The following is a 17,285-nucleotide window of genomic DNA, read 5'->3' as shown; positions in this document are numbered from 1 at the left end:
AACACCTATGCCATCGGTGATTAATACCGGCCACCATCACTTTTCCATTAGTAACATATTTGCTAATTGGCGTGCTTATTACGACATTACCAAACCTAAAGTTGTTGCCTTATTGGTACTAACGGCATTGGTTGGCATGAGTTTATCTGTTCCTGGGGCCTTACCGTGGCAACGGCTAATACCTGCGATGCTTGGTATCGGATTATTATCTTCTGCGGCAGCCGCTATTAACCATATTGTCGATGAAAAAATTGATACTGTTATGGGTAGAACCCATAACAGACCTCTGCCTGCAGGTAAAATTAGTGTTACCAATGCCATTGTATTTGCCACTAGCATAGCCTTGCTCGGCTTTATTATTCTTTATGCTTTAGTGAATCCACTGACGGCTTTTTTGACCTTAGCTGGCTTAGTCGGCTATAGTTTTGTCTATACCATGTATTTAAAGCGTGCTACGCCACAAAATATTACTATCGGCGGTTTAGCTGGTGCTATCCCGCCATTATTGGGTTGGACAGCTATGACCAATGAAGTGGTACCTAACGCTTTGTTATTAGTTTTAATTATTTTTACTTGGACACCGCCACACTTCTGGGCATTAGCTATTCACCGTAAAAATGATTATGCCAAAGTAAATATTCCTATGTTACCGGTAACCCACGGCGTGAGTTTCACTAAAACACAAATACTGCTCTATACCGTCTTACTCTTTGTAGTTTGTTTATTACCTTATTTAGTTGGCATGAGTAATTGGTTGTATTTAATCGGGGCGTGTAGTTTGAATTTGATCTTTTTTGGCTATGCTTGGCAGCTCAAGTTTAATGCAAAAGAAGGAACCGCTATGGCAACATTTAAATTTTCCATCATTCATTTAATGTTACTTTTCATTATTTTACTGCTCGATCATTATTGGCTACCAATGGGCTAGATTTGACAATCAAGTCTCAGCATCACCAACGACTTAATATCTGTAACGTCTAACAATGGCATTAAACATAGGATTTCGATGAATAAACATATTTATACTATTATTGCTTTACTCTCAATCTGTGCCGGCGCGGCTGGTTTTTATCTTATTAATAAAACAAAGCAACTATCTCTACCTGAATATGCTTTGCATTATCAGCAGGCTCGGCCAATATCAGCCTTTACCTTAACGGATGAGTTAGGACAGCCTTTTAATAATGAGCAGTTACAAGACAAATGGTCACTGGTTTTTTTCGGTTATACCTCTTGTCCTGATGTATGCCCAACCACTCTACAAAACCTCAATTTCATTTATGAGGACTTAACTAACATTGCCAGCAATAGCCAAGTGTTATTAGTTTCTGTTGATCCCAAAAGAGACAGTAGAGAAAAGCTTGAGCAATACATTGGATATTTTAACCCTAACTTTAAAGCACTTCGCGCAGAACACGATGTACTTTTCCCCTTTTCTCGAAATTTAGGCTTGATGTACGCCATCACTAGTAAAGAGGCAAGTAAAGACAAAGTTGAAGTACCTGCAGGAGATGAAGACTATTGGGTTGATCACAGCGCTTCACTAGTTTTGATCAATCCCGCAGGAAAGATAGCGGCAATATTTAGACCTGAACAAGTAGTAGGTGATGTACCTAGTATTGATAATGAGAAGTTATTAAGCGACTATCAAAAAATAGTCGCGCTATACCCGTGACCATTCAAAATGCATGTTTCAGTGGGAGAAAAAAACGATTGAGATAAGGCATTGATTACAGAGAATGGTTGTTCCATTCTGAAAATCAATAACGACGTATCAATCGTTTCTAGCCCCATCGCAGAAGCGCTTGAGCAAAGCTCATTTTATTGTTGCGTCAAAGAAATAGGGAATGACCATGATTTAATTGACGCGCCTCAAACTGACATTGCTCAAGTACTCTGAATCGAGAATTTTGAATGATTACGGGTATATATCAATAATTAAGAAGAGATTGGCAACAAGGGTAACGACTTACTTTTTATAAATGGTACCAGCTGCCATCATCTTTTAAGATAAACCATGGCTTAGAATACCAATAATAGCGACCTGGCTTACTAATGCTTGCCGCCGTGCAGTTAGCTCGAACTCTCCCAACTGGCAGGTCTTTACTAAAATTGATACTAAAACTTTTATCATCATTCCACGTGATTTTTTGCTTACCTAAACCTGAAATATAGCAATTGAGGGCTGATTTATAAAAGTCCCCCGTTTCAATAACAAAATTGATGCTTTTAGCTTCTTTGTGTTTAAAAATTGTTTCAGCTTGTTCACCCTCTAAACGAATATTAAACGCTAATGAATTCAACTTATCACGTAAACCAGAAATTTTGTCATAGGGCTTTGAAGCAGGAAAACGGGGCACGCTGGTTAAGTCTGTCGACAAATCAATCGCGCCTGATTGTTGAGAAAAAGCAACAAAGTCATTTTCTTTAGCCCATGCTTGTATCGCTACATCATATTCACCATAAGGATAAGCATAATATCGCCAGCTTTGGCCGGTATTTTCTTTAATCACCGCTTCAGCTTTTAATAATAGTTCTGTTTGTTTACTCAGCCATTGTGTTTGCGTTAACCCCTCAGTAATTCGCGCCATAGAATCATGTTCATAACCATGGTTAGCAATAATCACACCTTCATCTGAAAGCGCTTTGAGCTGGATCCATGATAAATAATGGGAAGCATCATTTTTTTCGTTACGAGCGATAATGCCTGGATTGACATAAATGGTATACGGAAATGCGAACTTATCTAAGATGGGCTTAGCTTGCGTTAACACATCAATATAAGCATCATCAAAGGTAATAGCGACACTTTTATCGGGTAAAGCTTGTTGGTTTTTAATGCCTTCAATTAACTCAGATAAAGGCACCACTTTAAAATTATTATCTTTAAGATATTGTAGGTGCACTTCAAATTGCTTTGGGGAAATACTGGTGCTTGCTGGGGTGCTATCGCTAACATGATGGTACTGTAAAATTACTGCTGCATGACTGCTGAGCGCAACGCTCAATAATAATGAAACTGAAACTAGTGTCCGCAACATATACTTCATGGTATATACCTATAAAAATCAGATGAGATAAAATAACGTTTTTTACTTTAAAGCACTAGAACTTTAGGCGTTATTTTGGATTAAAACTAGCCGTACGAACAACATAAGCACCTATTTTATCTGTCTTCTCGTTGATCCTATCAAATATTACTATACCACTGTACGGCTTAGTTGATACCGCCGCAATAAGACAGCTTGAATATGCATAATCGTTGAGTGGCATTAGCATTGGCGCCATACTCATCGCTACAAAAGAAAGTGCTTGATATCATTTTTTATCATCAAGTTCTTTCGGGGTAGGCTTTAAGTTTGGAATACTCGTACTACCCATCGCTTGACAGACAACACCAACAGCTACACAAAAAAAGGTAGTTGCGCCAAGCGCGGCTTTAATATCGGCTTCAACATCATTGCCATAAATAATTGTTACCACTGCGCCAATAGCAGCCAAGCCAAAACTTCCTTTTGCGATGATTGACGATATTTTCTGCCATAATCGCTTTGGTGGATGTGCTACCGGAAGGTGATGCGCAGGAGTTTCTTTCGACATAAGGTAATTGGCTTAATGAGGTAACAGTAGAGGAATACTAACATGCCAAGAGGTATCAAGCTTGATGCCGGTCAACTATTAATTCATCGTCTGTATGTGTTGTGTAATCAAGTGTTACTTAGTGTTACTCACAGTGAAATACTCAATGATCTTAGCGAACATAATGCCACACGCCAAACCTGCAACATTCGCAGCCATATCAAGCCATTCGCCATACCTATTAACATAAGGCTGAATCAATTCAATAGCACCACTAAAGCCAGCAAAGCCTAACGTAATCCATAACCAGTATTTAGGTTTTCGTAATGCTACTGGGAACATTAATGCGCCATAAGAGATGAAATGATGCGTTTTATCACTACCCGGGACTTGAGGTAAATATTCAGCAGGCCATAAAGACAAAGTAGCGATAGCAGTAAGTAAGAAAACAGTTAAGTGAAGCCAATATTGTTTTATAAAATCAGTTATTAAGATCATTTAATGGGAGTTTTTTTCGGTTGGACGCTTATTAGCGGGTCGAGTTCGATAAAGAATATTTAACCAACGATTGGCAAAAATACCCAGATATCCCCATGCGGCCAATAAGCAAGCGATAGCCAGTGTTATGATGCCAACAATTTGCCAAAGGTGGTGATAAAAGTATCCCAACGCAACAAAGAGTAAACCAATAACAAAAAGGCCAAGTCCACGTAAAAACAGCGTTAAACTGTATTGTGGATTTTGGCCTATTTTTTCTAATATTTTATTCATACGAACTAAATTTTAGTAATACGAATGGTCACCGCGTTCATGCTCTGTAGCATCTTTAACGCCTTTAATTTCGCCAGCCATTAATTCAATTAATTGCTTTTCAATGCCATCTTTTACCGTAACATCAATTTGTGCACAGCCATTACAGCCACCACCAAATTGCAATACAGCATAACCATCGTCGGTAATTTCGACTAAAGTACACTCGCCGCCATGACCTGCTAACTGAGGGTTAACTTCTGCTTGTAAGAAATAATGCACACGTTCAAATAGTGGAGCATCATCAGCAACTTTACGTAATTTAGCGTTTGGCGCTTTCAAAGTAAGCTGTGAGCCCATTTGATCCGTGGTAAAATCAATTTCTGCGTCTTCTAAAAAACCTTTGCTGTCAGCATCAACCATCGCTGAAAAACCTTCAAATGGCAGTTGAATATCATCGGCTTCAACCGCGTCAGGTGGACAATATGAAACGCCACATTCAGCTTTCGCTGTGCCAGGATTTACAACAAAAACTCGAATATGGGTACCTTCAGCTTGTTGCGAAAGTAATTTAATAAAATGCTGTTGAGCATTTTCTGAAATAGTGATCATGGTGTTAGCTCTCTTTCTCTCGGATACTTTTATTACTTTAAAATTACTTTAAAGTAATCAGTTGAAAAAATACCTGACTGTTTTACTCAAGTATGACCATTTTACGCTGCTATTTAGTTATGTGCTAATGATTTTTACGCTTTTGTTTGATACTTTATATAAGTCAAATACCGAGGTCATCTAGATGTTACTTTTACGAATTCTGATTTTATCCATTACGCTGCTCTGTTCTAACTGTATTATTGCCATGCCCGCGCAAGATTACTTACCAGCAGGTAGCAAATTTAATAGCAAAATATCCTTACCAAGTAGCAGCTTAGGATTTGAAATTGGCCAACGCCATGTTAGACATGATCAACTAAAAAGCTATTTTTATCAGTTGGCGAAGGACTCTGAGCGGGTAAATATTACCTCTATGGGAACAACATCTCAGCAACGAGAACAGTTACTCGTTACCATTTCTAGCTCTGAAAACTTAGCAAATCTATCGAGTATTCTCAGTGAACGTAACCTGTTTTCTCAAAAGAAAGGTCAGCTAGATAATCAAAAATCCGACAAAGCCCCCTTAGTTATTTGGTTAGGTTATAGCGTGCACGGTGATGAAATAAGTGGTGCAAATGCAGCCATGATTGTTGCTTATTATTTAGCTGCTAACACAGATAAAAGTCTTACTGAAATGCTTGCCAATACCGTGATAGTTTTAGAGCCTAGTATTAACCCTGATGGCATGGATAGATTTGTTAATTGGGTTAGTACTTATCGCAATTCTACTGACAATAGCGATGCCAACCATATAGAACACCATCAAGGCTGGGTTACAGGGCGAACCAATCATTTCTGGTTTGACTTGAACCGCGACTGGTTATTACTCTCTCAACAAGAAAGCCAACATCGATTAGAATATTTCCACCAATACCAACCCCACGTTGTTGGTGATTTTCATGAAATGGGTCATAACAGCAGTTATTTTTTTCAGCCTGGCATCCAAAGTCGGACTCACCCACTGACTCCGAAAAGAAATGTCGACTTAACAACAACATTGTCAAAATTTCATGCTTCAGCATTAGATAAACAAAAACGTCTTTATTATAGCGAAGAGAATTTCGATGATTTTTACTACGGTAAGGGCTCAACCTATCCTGATATTAATGGCAGCATAGGTATATTGTTCGAGCAAGCTAGTGCTAGAGGAATGCAGCAAGAAACAATCAATGGCTTACTGACGTTAGAGTTTAGTATAGAAAACCATGTGACCACCTCCCTCTCTACCATCAATGGTGCTTGGGAAAATAGAAAGCAATTAAAGCAATACCGCAGTGAGTTTTATCAACAAAGTAATAAACTAGCAAAAAAAGAAGATTTTACCGGCTATTTACTGCACGAAGGTAGCGATAAATTTCGCCTCAATACTTTGTTGTCAAAACTCGCGCAGCATAAAATTAAGGTTTATCCGCTGATCGCTGACTTTGAATTTGAAGATACTGAATACCAGAAAGATAACAGTTATTACGTACCTCTTGCACAACCTCAGTTTCGACTAATTCAAGCTTTGTTTAATCAACAAACTAACTTTAAAGATAATACTTTTTATGATGTTTCGGGTTGGACAATGCCGTTAGCTATGAATATTGAATCTATCCCAGTAAACCGTACTCGTAGACTAAAGTTGGCGAAACAAGCGTGGGCCATGCCTTCAACGACCAAACCAAACAATAAAAGCATATCAGCGTACGGCTACATTTTTGAATGGCATCACTTTTTAGCGCCTAAGTTACTCAATAAGCTTCTAAATAATAATATCAAAGCAAAAGTAGCAACTAAGCCTTTCACAAGTTTAATCAATGGTGAAACCAAGCAGTTTGAAGCGGGTAGCATAGTGATTCCCGCAGGTATTCAACAGATCGAAAATTGGCAAGAGACATTAATTTCCGCCAGTAATAGTGCTGGTATTAAGTTGAGCAGTATTAGTACCGGTTTGACCATGAAAGGGGTTGATATTGGGAGCAGTTCATTAAAGCCAATTAGTAAGGCTAAAACACTTTTATTAGGGGGTGCTGGCATATCTCAATACGAAGCAGGTGAAGTCCGCTTCTATCTCGATGAAACACTTAATATCCCACTATCTATTATCGACCATAATCAGTTAAGACAAGTCGACTTATCGAGCTATAGCCATATCATTCTCGTTGATGGTGATTACCAGCACGTTACTGATGATACTGCGAAAAAAATCAAAGCATGGGTTAAACAAGGCGGGGTGATAATCAGTCAAAAGCGTGCGTCTCTTTGGTTAGCCAAACAAGAAATATTACGTGCTAGGTTTGTTACTAAAGAACAGATAAATCAATTGTTTGATGATGAAAAACTCAACTATCAAGATAAAGAAAGCCTCGCTAGTCGTAAACGTATTGCGGGCGCTATTTTCCAAGTACAGTTAGATACTAGCCATCCGCTAGCTTATGGCTATCAACAAAGCTTATTGCCTTTATTCCGTAATAGTAATTTGATAATGGAACATCCCCAACAGCCATTTATAACCTTAGCAAAATATACGCCAGCACCTTTACTCAGTGGTTATACTGACAAAAACTTGGTTAATCGATTAGCACATAATGCCGCGATTGTTGCTCACAATGTCGGCAAAGGCCGAGTAATAGCAACAACAGAGGTACTAGCATTTAGAGGTTATTGGCATGGGAGTGCAAAATTACTCGCTAACAGTTTATTTTTTAGTAAAGCTTTTTCTGCGCCATATAAATAATTTGATAAAAGATTAACTAATCACGGGTCCATTATCCTTCGCATTAGGCACTGTTAAACAAACCGTTACTAAGGTAACGGTTTCAACGCCAGCTTGTTTTAACAGTTTGCTTATCTCACTGACTGTGGTGCCAGTTGTGACCACATCATCAACAATCAAAACATGTTTTATATGGCTTCCTAACTTTCTTTGTAAAGCAAAGGCGTTGGCTAAATTTTTTCGTCGTTGACTGCCCGTTTTTCCCATTTGGCTATCATTGTTTTTTACTCTCAGCACTAAGTTGGCGTCATAGGGTAATGATAATGTCTCGGCAAAGGTCTTTGCAATGAGATGCGCTTGGTTATAACCACGAACCTGCCATTTCTTAATATGTAGAGGTACTGCTAGCACTAAATTAATGGGGATAATGGTTTGATTCATTATCATTGCTTGCCACTGAGCACAAAGTAATACACTAAATAAACTTGCTAACTCGAAACGCCCTAAGTATTTCATTTGAGCTAACCATTTATTAAAGGGGTAAATATAAGGTGATAACGCAAATAACTGTTCAAAGTGAATATTGGGTAACGCACGGTGAACCGCAGGCCAACGTAGTAAATTACCTGCGATTAGACTTTGATTGAAATAGGGCAAATCATTTACACAGGACTGACAGAGTAGTGCTTGTGATAACGAATAACCAAGTAGATAGCTATCACTGACGTTTGCGCCGCACAAATCACAGCAGCTTATACTCTTGAGTGTATCGATGTAATACCGCTTAAATATATTTGAATCTAGCTTCCATGCCATATTGCTTACCTTTTGCCTTATGATATAAACTAATACCATGATAATTATAGTGCAGTAATAAGCATGGCAAAAAGCTTAACATTTTCCACATTTTCTCCTAATAACACACTAAAAAAAAATGTAATTCCTATTGTTCTTCTTCATGGTTGGGGGTTAAATTCAGGTGTTTGGCAGCCACTGTTAGAGTTATTCCATAGAAACGATGAGAGTATCTATCAGCTCATAACCATTGATCTACCAGGCTTTGGTATCAATAGCGCTGTTGATATAAAACCTTACTCTTTAGCAAATATTTGCCATCATATCGAACAAGTAATTGACCAACCGGCTATTTACCTTGGTTGGTCATTAGGCGGCTTAATAGCGACGGAAATGTCACTTAAGTACCCAGAGAAAGTATTAGCATCAATTACTGTTGCCAGTAGCCCATATTTTGTCGAACAACCGACAGATAACTGGCCAGGTATAAAAGAAAATGTATTAGAGAGCTTTCATAAACAATTAGCACAAGATACTGCGAAAACAATTAGTGGTTTTTTAAAGATTCAAGCAATGGGCAGCCCTCATATCCGACAAGACTTAAAACTAATTACCCAGTTAGTTATGGCACATACTCTCCCTAGTCAGCAAACTTTAGCTGACTCACTCGCGTTATTAAGTAACAGTGATCTTCGCCTACATTTATCAAAAATCAAACAACCACTTCTACGGTTATACGGGCATAACGATAGCTTAGTGCCCAAAGAAGTAATGGAAAAAATCAGTTATTTAGCACCAAATAGTGACCAACACTTATTTGCTGATGCTTCTCATGCACCATTTATTTCTCACCTTGATGATTTTTATCAGGTATTAGTCGTTTGGCTTGATTCACACTTTAACTAACAGCATAAAGGATAGTTACCCTCTCTAGGGTAATTTCACCTTTACTTTTTCGTTGTTTAGATTAATAATTAACCAATGTAGCTTATTGACAATAAAGGCTTACCTGTGGAAATACCATCTGCAATGAATTCAGGTTTACAAGGTTTACAAAATGCGAGAGCAACAGCTGATCAAGCTGCTGAGGATATTGTCGCCAGTACTACTTTGAGTAATGAAACACAAAAGAATCCTGCTAATAACGGTGAGGTTAATACTGAGCTAAGCAATCCAAGTCGCAATAATGAATTGCCTGATTTAAACCAAGCGATAGTCAATTTGAAAGTGGCTGAGTATCAAGCGAAAGCTTCAACAGAAGTGATTAAAAGTGCTGATGATTCACTAGGCACCCTCCTTGATGTAACCGCCTAAGCTTAATTAGCAATTAATTTTACTTATGAATATAACCCCGCATACAGCAAACTTACCCTTAGCCACCGTAGTCAATCCGCCTACGGAAGGCTTGCGTCGAGAGAATCATCAACGAGAAATTATCACCAAAGTTGCTGCTACCAATCCATCCGCTGCTGATAAAGGTGTCGCTTCAGATAAAGATCGAGCTCGTACACCTGCTCAAGCAAACGAACAAGTCGATTTTGCTAATTTAAGAAAGCAAGCAGAGCATGCTGCCAGTTCTATTTCTGAGCAAGAAAATCAACAAGACAATCAACAAGATGATCAACAAGGTAAGTCTCAGCAAGACGAGCAGAATTCTAAGCAAAACCAAGAAGACCAACATTCGAGCACTAACAGCAGCACTTCAGAGAACGATAGAGCTGAAAAAAACAGTAACCAAGTGCGTGCTGACGAAAAAATTATTACTCAGTTGCAACAAAGAGATAAAGAAGTCAGATCGCATGAGTTAGCTCACGCAACGGCAGGCGGTGCTGCCACAGGCTCACCTTCATATACTTTTGAAATAGGGCCTGACGGGAAAAAATATGTAACGGATGGGGAAGTTGCAGTAGATTTAAGTAACGTAGCAGGTGACCCACAAGCCACTATAGTTAAGATGCAAAAAATACACGCTGCAGCAATGGCACCAACGAATCCATCAGCACAAGATACTCGAGTAGCAGCTAGCGCAGCACAAAATATTCTCGCGGCACAATCAGAGTTATTAGCACTCAAAGGTAATGAAGCAACTCAATCAGATTCAGCAGATAAAAGTCTGAATACACAGACAAATGCTACTTCAGCTTATGAAAACAATCATGATAAAAGAAATGAATTTGATGCATTAATTAATCAAACATTATCCGCACAAGATGCTGTAATCTCTGACTCATCGAATCAAAAGCTAGCCTCAAATCTAGGTGTAAAGTCTGTACAGACAAGTGACGTTCAACAGCGAGCACAACGAATTGAAAGCTTTTACTTCACTGTCAGTCAAGGTTATGAAAAACCTGATAACTTTCAATTCAAAATAACAGCATAACTAGAATTAAGCTGTTTCTGCCTCTTCACGATATCTTTGCTGGTACACATCGCGAGCGTGATTAAGTTCACTAATTGCATGTGCTTTAGTATACGGACGTAGGATAACTAATATTTTAAGTACCCCCTGGTAGAATACTGAATCATTCACTTCATTCACTATGGTCTGAGTTTGATGAAAACTAACCCAAAATGTATTAATCAGACGTAAAATACTGACAATATCAGCCAATTCATCATCATTAAAGTCAATATAATCAGCAGCTCTTAATGAAATAAGAAGTTGACTAACGCGTTCTGAAATGGACTGTTGCACTTCAACATATTTTTCTCGCAAAATCGGATTTTTATCCAATAGCACAGGTAGATTGCTATAGAAGAAACGAAATTTCATTGTCGTTTGAAAAACAGAATCCATATACAAAATAAGTGAATCTAATGGTTTTACTTCTGAAGAGACCTTTGGCAAAGTCTCTAATAGCAAGCTACGTGCGTACTCTTCGTAAATAGATAAAATAATGTCTTCTTTATTACGGAAATGATAATACAGATTACCAGGGCTAATGGCTAAGTGAGCAGCGATATGGTTAGTGGTAACATTACGCTCTCCTTGCTCATTAAATAATTCAATACTGGCTTGGATTATTTTATCTCGGGTTTTCATGTAGCTACTTCTTAATTTGATTTGATTAAAACTAGCTCAATAATACTATCAAAATTCAGTATATATAAAGCGTTTTGAGTAAATACTTTAGGTTTATTTGCTTTTTTTTGTGATTATTTATTCAATTTTGTTGATTATCGATGACTTAGCAGAAAAATTGAAAACATAAATACTTGTCAGTACGTTACTTATCCCATTACAATGACACCTAACAACCGTTAAAAAATACAATAAATAATTATGATAAGAGCTATATATCCGGGTACTTTTGATCCAGTAACTAATGGCCATAGTGACCTAATTGTTCGTGCCAGTAAGTTATTTAGTGAGGTAATTATTGGTGTAGCTTCAAGCCCCAGTAAACAGCCTCGTTTTGATTTAGAACAACGAGTTGCCATGCTTGAGCAGGTTACCCAGGACCTAACAAATGTAACTGTTGTTGGCTTTAGTGGTTTATTAGTTGATTTTGCTAAGCAATATCAAGCTAAGGTACTTATTCGTGGCTTACGAGCCGTCTCTGACTTTGAGTATGAATTTCAACTGGCCAACATGAATCGTCGCTTATCCTCAGAACTTGAGAGTGTATTTCTAACACCAGCAGAAGAGAATTCATTTATTTCTTCAACCTTGGTAAAAGAAGTCGCCCTTCACAAAGGTGACGTTGGCCAATTTGTTCACCCTGTAGTAAAAGCGGCACTCGATAAAATCTAACGATTAATCCTGTTGACAGCTAGGACAAAAAACAGAGCTACGATTAGACTGTCTAATTTCCTGTAATTTTGTTTTGCAAGTCACACAGGCTTCTCCTGCTCGGCCATATACCATAAGTGATTGAGCAAAATAACCAGGTCGACCATCGGCTTGGGTAAAATCCTTAAGCGTAGTGCCGCCCTGTGCAATGGCAGCACTCAACACTTTTTTTATAATAGCCGTTAAACTGTTCATCCGGTGTTCATCAATATCTTTTGCTTTCGCTGTCGGTAAAATCCCCGCTTGAAACAGTGCTTCATTAGCATAGATATTACCGACTCCTACCACGACATGGTTATTCATTAAAAAAGTCTTGATAGGTACTTTGCGATTTTTTGCTTTACTAAACAAATACCCCTCAGCAAAGTCATCACTTAATGGCTCTGGCCCGAGTTTCGCTAATAAGCCGAGTTCATCTTCATCATTAGCTAGCCATAACACTGCACCAAAACGGCGAGGGTCATTCAGTCGCAAGCTTTTGCCATGCTTAAAAACTAGATCAAAGTGGTCATGTTTCGCTACAGGAGTATCTTGTTCAATTACTCTAATGGTACCGGACATGCCTAAATGCAATAATAAAGTCCCCGTTGAAAAACGCAATAATAGATATTTTGCACGTCGCTCAACCTTGAGCACAGGTAAACCAACAGCAGAACAGACTTCATCTGGAATAGGCCATCGTAAGCGCTTATTACGAATAATGACCTCACTGACCTCCTGAGCTATAACATGAGGGCTTATACCTAAGCGGCACACTTCTACTTCGGGTAATTCTGGCATAATCTCTTCTCGTGAATATAATTGTAGGCGTTACCTAGTGCATCTAATCTTTACAAACTAACAGGTAATAGTTGTTGGGCTAAGGTTGCAGGTAGTGCTAACCAGACATTATCTCGTTGCTGATAAACTAATAATTGATCGTCTAATGGGTATAATATAAAAGTTCTTACCTGTGATTCACCAGCTAAAGCAATTTTTACTGCAACACCTTGAGCACTATCAATCATAATTTCAGCTGCCTGTACTAAGCCACTACTCTGTTGCCATGCAAACATCATCTGCTCAATCTGCTGTTCCGATTTTTCCAGCGTTATACCCTTAGCGGTTAATTGCCAACTACGACCCACGCGTTCTAATAACACACGTTGGCTTTCTGAAAAATCAATCGCTAACGTTAAAATAACACCATGCTGTGGCAAAATTAATCGCTCACCATTGTGAGCACTCTCTTCATTAGGAAAGAGCTTATCGTTAGTCGCATTGATTAATAAAATTATAGTCATAACCGAAAAAATAATGACATTGTTCCAGCCGGTCCGAGATAATTTCATACAAATTATTCCAATAAATCGAGTAAATATATCATACTGAAGTTTTCACTGAATAGCGTGAATAACTACTGCACAACTCAAAGATATATACTTAATGCTATTTTTCAGGCATAAAAAAACCCGGTAAAACCGGGTTTTTTATAAAAACAAAAATTAATTACTTAATTTTAGCTTCTTTATAGATTACGTGCTTACGAATGGTTGGATCAAACTTTTTGATTTCCATTTTTTCAGGCATAGTCTTTTTATTCTTATCTGTAGTATAAAAATGACCAGTACCAGCACTAGAAACTAAACGAATTTTATCGCGCATAATAATTTCCTTAAAATAAAGTTATTAAACTTTTTCGCCACGGGCACGGATGTCAGTTAATACTACATCAATACCTTTTTTATCGATAATACGCATTCCTTTCGGAGTTAAACGTAATTTAACGAAACGATTTTCACTCTCAACCCAAAAACGGTGAGATTGAAGGTTAGGTAAAAAACGACGACGAGTCGCGTTTCTTGCGTGAGAACGGTTGTTTCCAACCATTGGCACTTTGCCTGTTACTTGGCAAATTTTAGACATGTGAGTACTCCAATATTAATTTCAGCTCGAGCTATTTGTTCCCCAAGACCGTCGTCTCGGGATCCTGAAAAAGGTGGCATATTATAGAGAAACTGAATAACGAATACTAGTCTTAATAAGAAAATACTAAAAAAACAGTATTTATCAAATTTTTTCATATAGTTAAGTAGGAAATACAAAGATGAAACTCACTTGAATTGTGAGCTTTCGACTAAATCTTGTCTCTTTCAAGTGTAAAAAGCCAACAAAAGTTAAACAATCAACCGATTCCAGATTGTAGTAATTTCTTCAATTGTTCGTTTTGTTCTTTATTACACAATTCATCAATCAGAATACGCAATATATGTGATTTAGCTAAATCTGAACCTTCAGATAAGCCTTGTAACTGTTCTATTGCTTCTTCACTTAGCGTAAATGTTGCTCGCCTAAAAGGTTTAACAACTCTAGCTCTAACACCTGCTTTGACTTCTACCGCCTGCTGATGTTCTATTTCAGTCATTTCAACATAACGCCTAGCTTCGCTAATCGCTTGTTTAAGGCTCAGCTTATGACTCGTCTCTTCATTGCTAGTTAATTCACTAACAATTTTAGGCGTACCTCTTGCGTAATTTTCAGCATCAGAAATAAACTCATCTATGGTGAAGTTTTTCTTTTTTACTTTGTTACCTTTACCTTTCTTTAAATCAGTTAAACTCATGTGAATTATCCGGTTCCATTGCTAGTAATTCTTCGGCAATAGTCATCATCTCATGGGCAGCTTTACCTGTCGGGTCTATTTCAATAACAGAAGAGCCTTGTTCTTCACTATCATCATAAATATTACGATTATAAGTTATGGCATCTAAAACATTAATACCATAGGACCTGCACACCTCTTTTGCCTCAAGTATCCTACCCATTTGGTTTGGTAATGCAGGACATTGAGTGATAACAAAAGAAGCGATCATTTTCGGGTTGACCATTTTGCAAGTACTGAGCATATCTTCCATATGGGGCACTGTTTTTAAATCTCGTCTTTTGGGTCTTAAGGGGATAATTACATGATCAGCAACTGACATAGCTGCTCGTAAAGCGAGGTTATCTTGCCCACCACAATCGACAATAACATAATCATAGTGCTGTACTAAACTCAGTAAATCATTACGAATTTTTCCATACAATTGAATACAGTTAATTGCGGGTAAGGATGGGTCACTATTTCTTGCTTGTATCCAATCAGAAGTTGTTCTTTGAGGGTCACAATCAACCATTAGGACAATTGCTTTTTTATTTCCGGCGAAATATACCGCTAAATTTTGAGCCAAGCAGCTTTTTCCACTGCCTCCTTTTTCGCCACCTACTAATATCATCATCTTTAATACCGTCCTTTACCACAATATAAATAACATCTTGCCGTGATAATTGTAGTTCACATTCAGGAAAATGCTTTTACCTCAACAAGCCTAATGCTTATTTAATCTACTCAGCATCCATATCTAGAGCTAAGCCGATTTCAAACCAACCATTTTCTTGTTTTATGCTTCTAAGCACTCTACCGTAGAGTTTTTGACTACTGGCATTTGCAGATTGAAATACTACTGTTACGGCTGTATTAACAGCTATACTTTGATCGCAATCCAATTTTAATCCACCGCGAGCAAAGTCTAGACAAGCAATTTTTTTATTGTGCTCCTGATCATTTTCGTCAGTCCAGACAATATCTACCAACTCTTTTTCCATATCTAAACGAAACGATTTACGACGTTCCATTTCTTCGTTACTACTATCAGTCATCAGATGGTCCTTCTTTTTTATTTTTACCAGAGTCCCTTTAAAAGTAAGTGCCTTTCATGTTTTTAGCAAATTATCAGAGCGATAGCCGTAAATCTCAGGAAAGTTGATTGTGTTCAGCAAAGGAATAACATTGATTACCTGCCACAATAATATGGTCCAATACTCGTACATCAATCAATTGTAGCGCTTGAATTAGTTTGTCTGTTATTTGCTTGTCGGCAAGACTGGCCTCAGCAACACCAGAAGGATGATTGTGGGTTAAAATGACTGCTGCCGCATGATGATTTAGGGCTTGTTCTACCACAACTCGAGGGTACACTGCTGCGGCATTAAGGGTACCAAAAAATAATCGCTCAAATGTTAATACCCGATGCTGATTATTTGGTATACCCGTAAAGATTATACTATATCGATGAGTAAGTGAGTGGATAAGTAATAGGTATACCTTAAGTCTTTATTTTTACTTCTTAAATTATGTAAATTCGAATAGTATACAAAATAGTATAATTAAAAGTAGCTGTACTATTTATTTGTATCGACATACATGATCACAAAAGATTAAAAGATGTTCGGCAGGGCGCTAAACGGACGTCAGTAATAGAAATGTTGCTATATATTTTCTAATGCTTTTTTGCACGCTTTCACCAGAGAAAACGAGATAAAAACACGCTTTATCCAAAAGTGCATTAAAGGAAACCAATAAACACTTGATATACTAAGAGTATAAAGGTAATTTTATTTCTATTATAAATAAATTAGACAGATATTAACCTGTAGAAAAAAGAGTTTTGCTCGTCTAATAAGCTGTTAGGCATATCACACTGGAGCTACTATGGATGCAATGACTTGGGGGTTTGTTGGTACAGTTGTCGGTGCTACAGCAAGTATTGCTACTACAGCGATAACAAACTGGAATACATTTAAAATTTCACAAAACACCAAAATTCAAGATAGAGAAGAACGTGCGAGAGTATTCCAAAGAGAAACGCTACTTGAGTTACAGCTTGAACTACGAAATTACATTAGGGCATCTTCACTTGCATACCGAGCTGATACTAAAAGCTTCAAAGATACTGACTATTGGGGAGTAGCGTTACCCGAAGGTTTGAGCGATCAATTATTAGAATTAAATGGAAAGACCTCAATACTTATTCAGCGAATTTCAAATGATGATTTACGTAAAAACCTATCTGACTTAAAATCCAGCGTAACGAATTGTCAGATGGCTAAAAACGAATATGATGCAGGAGCTTATTACATTGAGTTTATTGATCTGTATGGAAAATCTTCTGAAAAGCTGGGTGAAGTGTTACGGAATTCATACTAAAAGTTCAACAA

The 17,285-nt window shown here is 37.7% G+C and carries 22 protein-coding genes and 1 pseudogene; 8 read left to right on the top strand and 15 right to left on the bottom strand.

The window, feature by feature from the left end; genetic code table 11:
• Positions 1-7: 7 nt before the first annotated feature.
• A complete protein-coding gene (gene cyoE, locus CPS_RS01045; protein ID WP_049757975.1) occupies positions 8-928 on the top strand; it encodes a heme o synthase in 921 nt (306 codons plus the stop codon).
• A gap of 78 nt (positions 929-1,006) precedes the next feature.
• Positions 1,007-1,675, top strand: a complete 669-nt coding sequence (locus CPS_RS01040) for an SCO family protein (RefSeq protein WP_011041102.1) — start codon at positions 1,007-1,009, stop codon at positions 1,673-1,675.
• Positions 1,676-1,976: 301 nt separating this feature from the next.
• On the opposite strand, the gene CPS_RS01035 is transcribed toward CPS_RS01040, so the two are convergent.
• The 5 genes from CPS_RS01035 to nfuA form a co-directional block, all read right to left on the bottom strand.
• On the bottom strand, positions 1,977-3,050 hold the full coding sequence (locus tag CPS_RS01035; RefSeq protein ID WP_011041099.1) for a polysaccharide deacetylase family protein: 1,074 nt from the start codon (positions 3,048-3,050) through the stop codon (positions 1,977-1,979).
• Positions 3,051-3,318: 268 nt separating this feature from the next.
• Positions 3,319-3,600: a hypothetical protein gene (locus CPS_RS01030; RefSeq protein ID WP_011041097.1), complete on the bottom strand. Its 282-nt coding sequence runs from the start codon at positions 3,598-3,600 to the stop codon at positions 3,319-3,321.
• 114 nt (positions 3,601-3,714) lie between these two features.
• Entirely contained in the window at positions 3,715-4,077 is a 363-nt protein-coding gene (locus CPS_RS01025) for a VanZ family protein (RefSeq protein WP_011041096.1), read from the bottom strand.
• Complete coding sequence (locus CPS_RS01020; RefSeq protein WP_011041095.1) at positions 4,078-4,350, bottom strand: hypothetical protein; 273 nt, start codon at positions 4,348-4,350, stop codon at positions 4,078-4,080.
• Between the two features lie 12 nt (positions 4,351-4,362).
• The gene (gene nfuA, locus CPS_RS01015; RefSeq protein WP_011041094.1) at positions 4,363-4,941 is read right to left on the bottom strand and encodes a Fe-S biogenesis protein NfuA; all 579 of its coding nucleotides are present in this window, start codon (positions 4,939-4,941) and stop codon (positions 4,363-4,365) included.
• Between the two features lie 184 nt (positions 4,942-5,125).
• Between nfuA and CPS_RS01010 the strand changes: the two genes are divergently transcribed.
• A complete protein-coding gene (locus CPS_RS01010; protein WP_011041093.1) occupies positions 5,126-7,702 on the top strand; it encodes a M14 family metallopeptidase in 2,577 nt (858 codons plus the stop codon).
• Between the two features lie 12 nt (positions 7,703-7,714).
• On the opposite strand, the gene CPS_RS01005 is transcribed toward CPS_RS01010, so the two are convergent.
• Positions 7,715-8,497 (bottom strand): ComF family protein, encoded by a 783-nt coding sequence (locus CPS_RS01005; RefSeq protein WP_041736536.1) that lies wholly within the window; start codon positions 8,495-8,497, stop codon positions 7,715-7,717.
• A 63-nt stretch (positions 8,498-8,560) separates the two neighbouring features.
• Between CPS_RS01005 and bioH the strand changes: the two genes are divergently transcribed.
• The 3 genes from bioH to CPS_RS00990 all read left to right on the top strand — a co-directional run bounded on the left by bioH (position 8,561) and on the right by CPS_RS00990 (position 10,856).
• Positions 8,561-9,382, top strand: coding sequence for a pimeloyl-ACP methyl ester esterase BioH (gene bioH / locus CPS_RS01000; protein WP_011041091.1), 822 nt, complete (start codon positions 8,561-8,563; stop codon positions 9,380-9,382).
• A gap of 105 nt (positions 9,383-9,487) precedes the next feature.
• A complete protein-coding gene (locus CPS_RS00995) occupies positions 9,488-9,790 on the top strand; it encodes a hypothetical protein (RefSeq protein WP_011041090.1) in 303 nt (100 codons plus the stop codon).
• A 25-nt stretch (positions 9,791-9,815) separates the two neighbouring features.
• Positions 9,816-10,856, top strand: coding sequence for a putative metalloprotease CJM1_0395 family protein (locus CPS_RS00990; protein ID WP_011041089.1), 1,041 nt, complete (start codon positions 9,816-9,818; stop codon positions 10,854-10,856).
• Between the two features lie 6 nt (positions 10,857-10,862).
• Here CPS_RS00990 and CPS_RS00985 read toward each other — a convergent pair whose 3' ends face one another.
• On the bottom strand, positions 10,863-11,519 hold the full coding sequence (locus CPS_RS00985) for a TetR/AcrR family transcriptional regulator (RefSeq protein ID WP_011041088.1): 657 nt from the start codon (positions 11,517-11,519) through the stop codon (positions 10,863-10,865).
• 237 nt (positions 11,520-11,756) lie between these two features.
• On the opposite strand from CPS_RS00985, the gene coaD reads away from it, so the two are divergent.
• Positions 11,757-12,230, top strand: coding sequence for a pantetheine-phosphate adenylyltransferase (coaD, locus tag CPS_RS00980; RefSeq protein ID WP_085961184.1), 474 nt, complete (start codon positions 11,757-11,759; stop codon positions 12,228-12,230).
• A gap of 3 nt (positions 12,231-12,233) precedes the next feature.
• On the opposite strand, the gene mutM is transcribed toward coaD, so the two are convergent.
• The 8 genes and pseudogenes from mutM to CPS_RS00940 all read right to left on the bottom strand — a co-directional run.
• A complete protein-coding gene (gene mutM / locus CPS_RS00975; RefSeq protein ID WP_011041086.1) occupies positions 12,234-13,049 on the bottom strand; it encodes a bifunctional DNA-formamidopyrimidine glycosylase/DNA-(apurinic or apyrimidinic site) lyase in 816 nt (271 codons plus the stop codon).
• Between the two features lie 50 nt (positions 13,050-13,099).
• The gene (locus CPS_RS00970) at positions 13,100-13,600 is read right to left on the bottom strand and encodes a hypothetical protein (protein ID WP_011041085.1); all 501 of its coding nucleotides are present in this window, start codon (positions 13,598-13,600) and stop codon (positions 13,100-13,102) included.
• A 157-nt stretch (positions 13,601-13,757) separates the two neighbouring features.
• Entirely contained in the window at positions 13,758-13,913 is a 156-nt protein-coding gene (gene rpmG, locus CPS_RS00965) for a 50S ribosomal protein L33 (RefSeq protein WP_011041084.1), read from the bottom strand.
• 24 nt (positions 13,914-13,937) lie between these two features.
• On the bottom strand, positions 13,938-14,174 hold the full coding sequence (rpmB, locus tag CPS_RS00960; RefSeq protein ID WP_011041083.1) for a 50S ribosomal protein L28: 237 nt from the start codon (positions 14,172-14,174) through the stop codon (positions 13,938-13,940).
• A gap of 259 nt (positions 14,175-14,433) precedes the next feature.
• Positions 14,434-14,871, bottom strand: a complete 438-nt coding sequence (locus CPS_RS00955) for a hypothetical protein (protein WP_011041082.1) — start codon at positions 14,869-14,871, stop codon at positions 14,434-14,436.
• Positions 14,858-15,526, bottom strand: a complete 669-nt coding sequence (locus tag CPS_RS00950) for an AAA family ATPase (protein WP_011041081.1) — start codon at positions 15,524-15,526, stop codon at positions 14,858-14,860. Before CPS_RS00950 ends, CPS_RS00955 begins: the two co-directional genes overlap by 14 nt.
• Before the next feature lie 106 nt (positions 15,527-15,632).
• Positions 15,633-15,947 (bottom strand): PilZ domain-containing protein, encoded by a 315-nt coding sequence (locus CPS_RS00945; RefSeq protein WP_011041080.1) that lies wholly within the window; start codon positions 15,945-15,947, stop codon positions 15,633-15,635.
• Between the two features lie 94 nt (positions 15,948-16,041).
• Positions 16,042-16,329, bottom strand: a pseudogene (locus tag CPS_RS00940) (JAB domain-containing protein); the annotation flags it as partial.
• A 450-nt stretch (positions 16,330-16,779) separates the two neighbouring features.
• Here CPS_RS00940 and CPS_RS00935 point away from each other — a divergent pair.
• A complete protein-coding gene (locus CPS_RS00935; RefSeq protein WP_011041078.1) occupies positions 16,780-17,274 on the top strand; it encodes a hypothetical protein in 495 nt (164 codons plus the stop codon).
• Positions 17,275-17,285 lie beyond the last annotated feature (11 nt).

Source organism: Colwellia psychrerythraea 34H (assembly GCF_000012325.1).
In the GTDB taxonomy this organism is placed as follows: Bacteria; Pseudomonadota; Gammaproteobacteria; order Enterobacterales; family Alteromonadaceae; genus Colwellia; species Colwellia psychrerythraea_A.
The sequence above is the reverse complement of the archived record's forward strand: the minus strand, read 5'-3'. Positions and strand labels throughout refer to the sequence as shown.

Coding starts and splice junctions, on each gene's coding strand:
- cyoE (WP_049757975.1), top strand. CDS start 8: ATGCCATCGGTGATTAATACCGGCCACCATCACTTTTCCATTAGTAAC.
- CPS_RS01040 (WP_011041102.1), top strand. CDS start 1,007: ATGAATAAACATATTTATACTATTATTGCTTTACTCTCAATCTGTGCC.
- CPS_RS01035 (WP_011041099.1), bottom strand. CDS start 3,050: ATGAAGTATATGTTGCGGACACTAGTTTCAGTTTCATTATTATTGAGC.
- CPS_RS01030 (WP_011041097.1), bottom strand. CDS start 3,600: ATGTCGAAAGAAACTCCTGCGCATCACCTTCCGGTAGCACATCCACCA.
- CPS_RS01025 (WP_011041096.1), bottom strand. CDS start 4,077: ATGATCTTAATAACTGATTTTATAAAACAATATTGGCTTCACTTAACT.
- CPS_RS01020 (WP_011041095.1), bottom strand. CDS start 4,350: ATGAATAAAATATTAGAAAAAATAGGCCAAAATCCACAATACAGTTTA.
- nfuA (WP_011041094.1), bottom strand. CDS start 4,941: ATGATCACTATTTCAGAAAATGCTCAACAGCATTTTATTAAATTACTT.
- CPS_RS01010 (WP_011041093.1), top strand. CDS start 5,126: ATGTTACTTTTACGAATTCTGATTTTATCCATTACGCTGCTCTGTTCT.
- CPS_RS01005 (WP_041736536.1), bottom strand. CDS start 8,497: ATGGCATGGAAGCTAGATTCAAATATATTTAAGCGGTATTACATCGAT.
- bioH (WP_011041091.1), top strand. CDS start 8,561: ATGGCAAAAAGCTTAACATTTTCCACATTTTCTCCTAATAACACACTA.
- CPS_RS00990 (WP_011041089.1), top strand. CDS start 9,816: ATGAATATAACCCCGCATACAGCAAACTTACCCTTAGCCACCGTAGTC.
- CPS_RS00985 (WP_011041088.1), bottom strand. CDS start 11,519: ATGAAAACCCGAGATAAAATAATCCAAGCCAGTATTGAATTATTTAAT.
- mutM (WP_011041086.1), bottom strand. CDS start 13,049: ATGCCAGAATTACCCGAAGTAGAAGTGTGCCGCTTAGGTATAAGCCCT.
- CPS_RS00970 (WP_011041085.1), bottom strand. CDS start 13,600: ATGAAATTATCTCGGACCGGCTGGAACAATGTCATTATTTTTTCGGTT.
- rpmG (WP_011041084.1), bottom strand. CDS start 13,913: ATGCGCGATAAAATTCGTTTAGTTTCTAGTGCTGGTACTGGTCATTTT.
- rpmB (WP_011041083.1), bottom strand. CDS start 14,174: ATGTCTAAAATTTGCCAAGTAACAGGCAAAGTGCCAATGGTTGGAAAC.
- CPS_RS00955 (WP_011041082.1), bottom strand. CDS start 14,871: ATGAGTTTAACTGATTTAAAGAAAGGTAAAGGTAACAAAGTAAAAAAG.
- CPS_RS00950 (WP_011041081.1), bottom strand. CDS start 15,526: ATGATGATATTAGTAGGTGGCGAAAAAGGAGGCAGTGGAAAAAGCTGC.
- CPS_RS00945 (WP_011041080.1), bottom strand. CDS start 15,947: ATGACTGATAGTAGTAACGAAGAAATGGAACGTCGTAAATCGTTTCGT.
- CPS_RS00935 (WP_011041078.1), top strand. CDS start 16,780: ATGGATGCAATGACTTGGGGGTTTGTTGGTACAGTTGTCGGTGCTACA.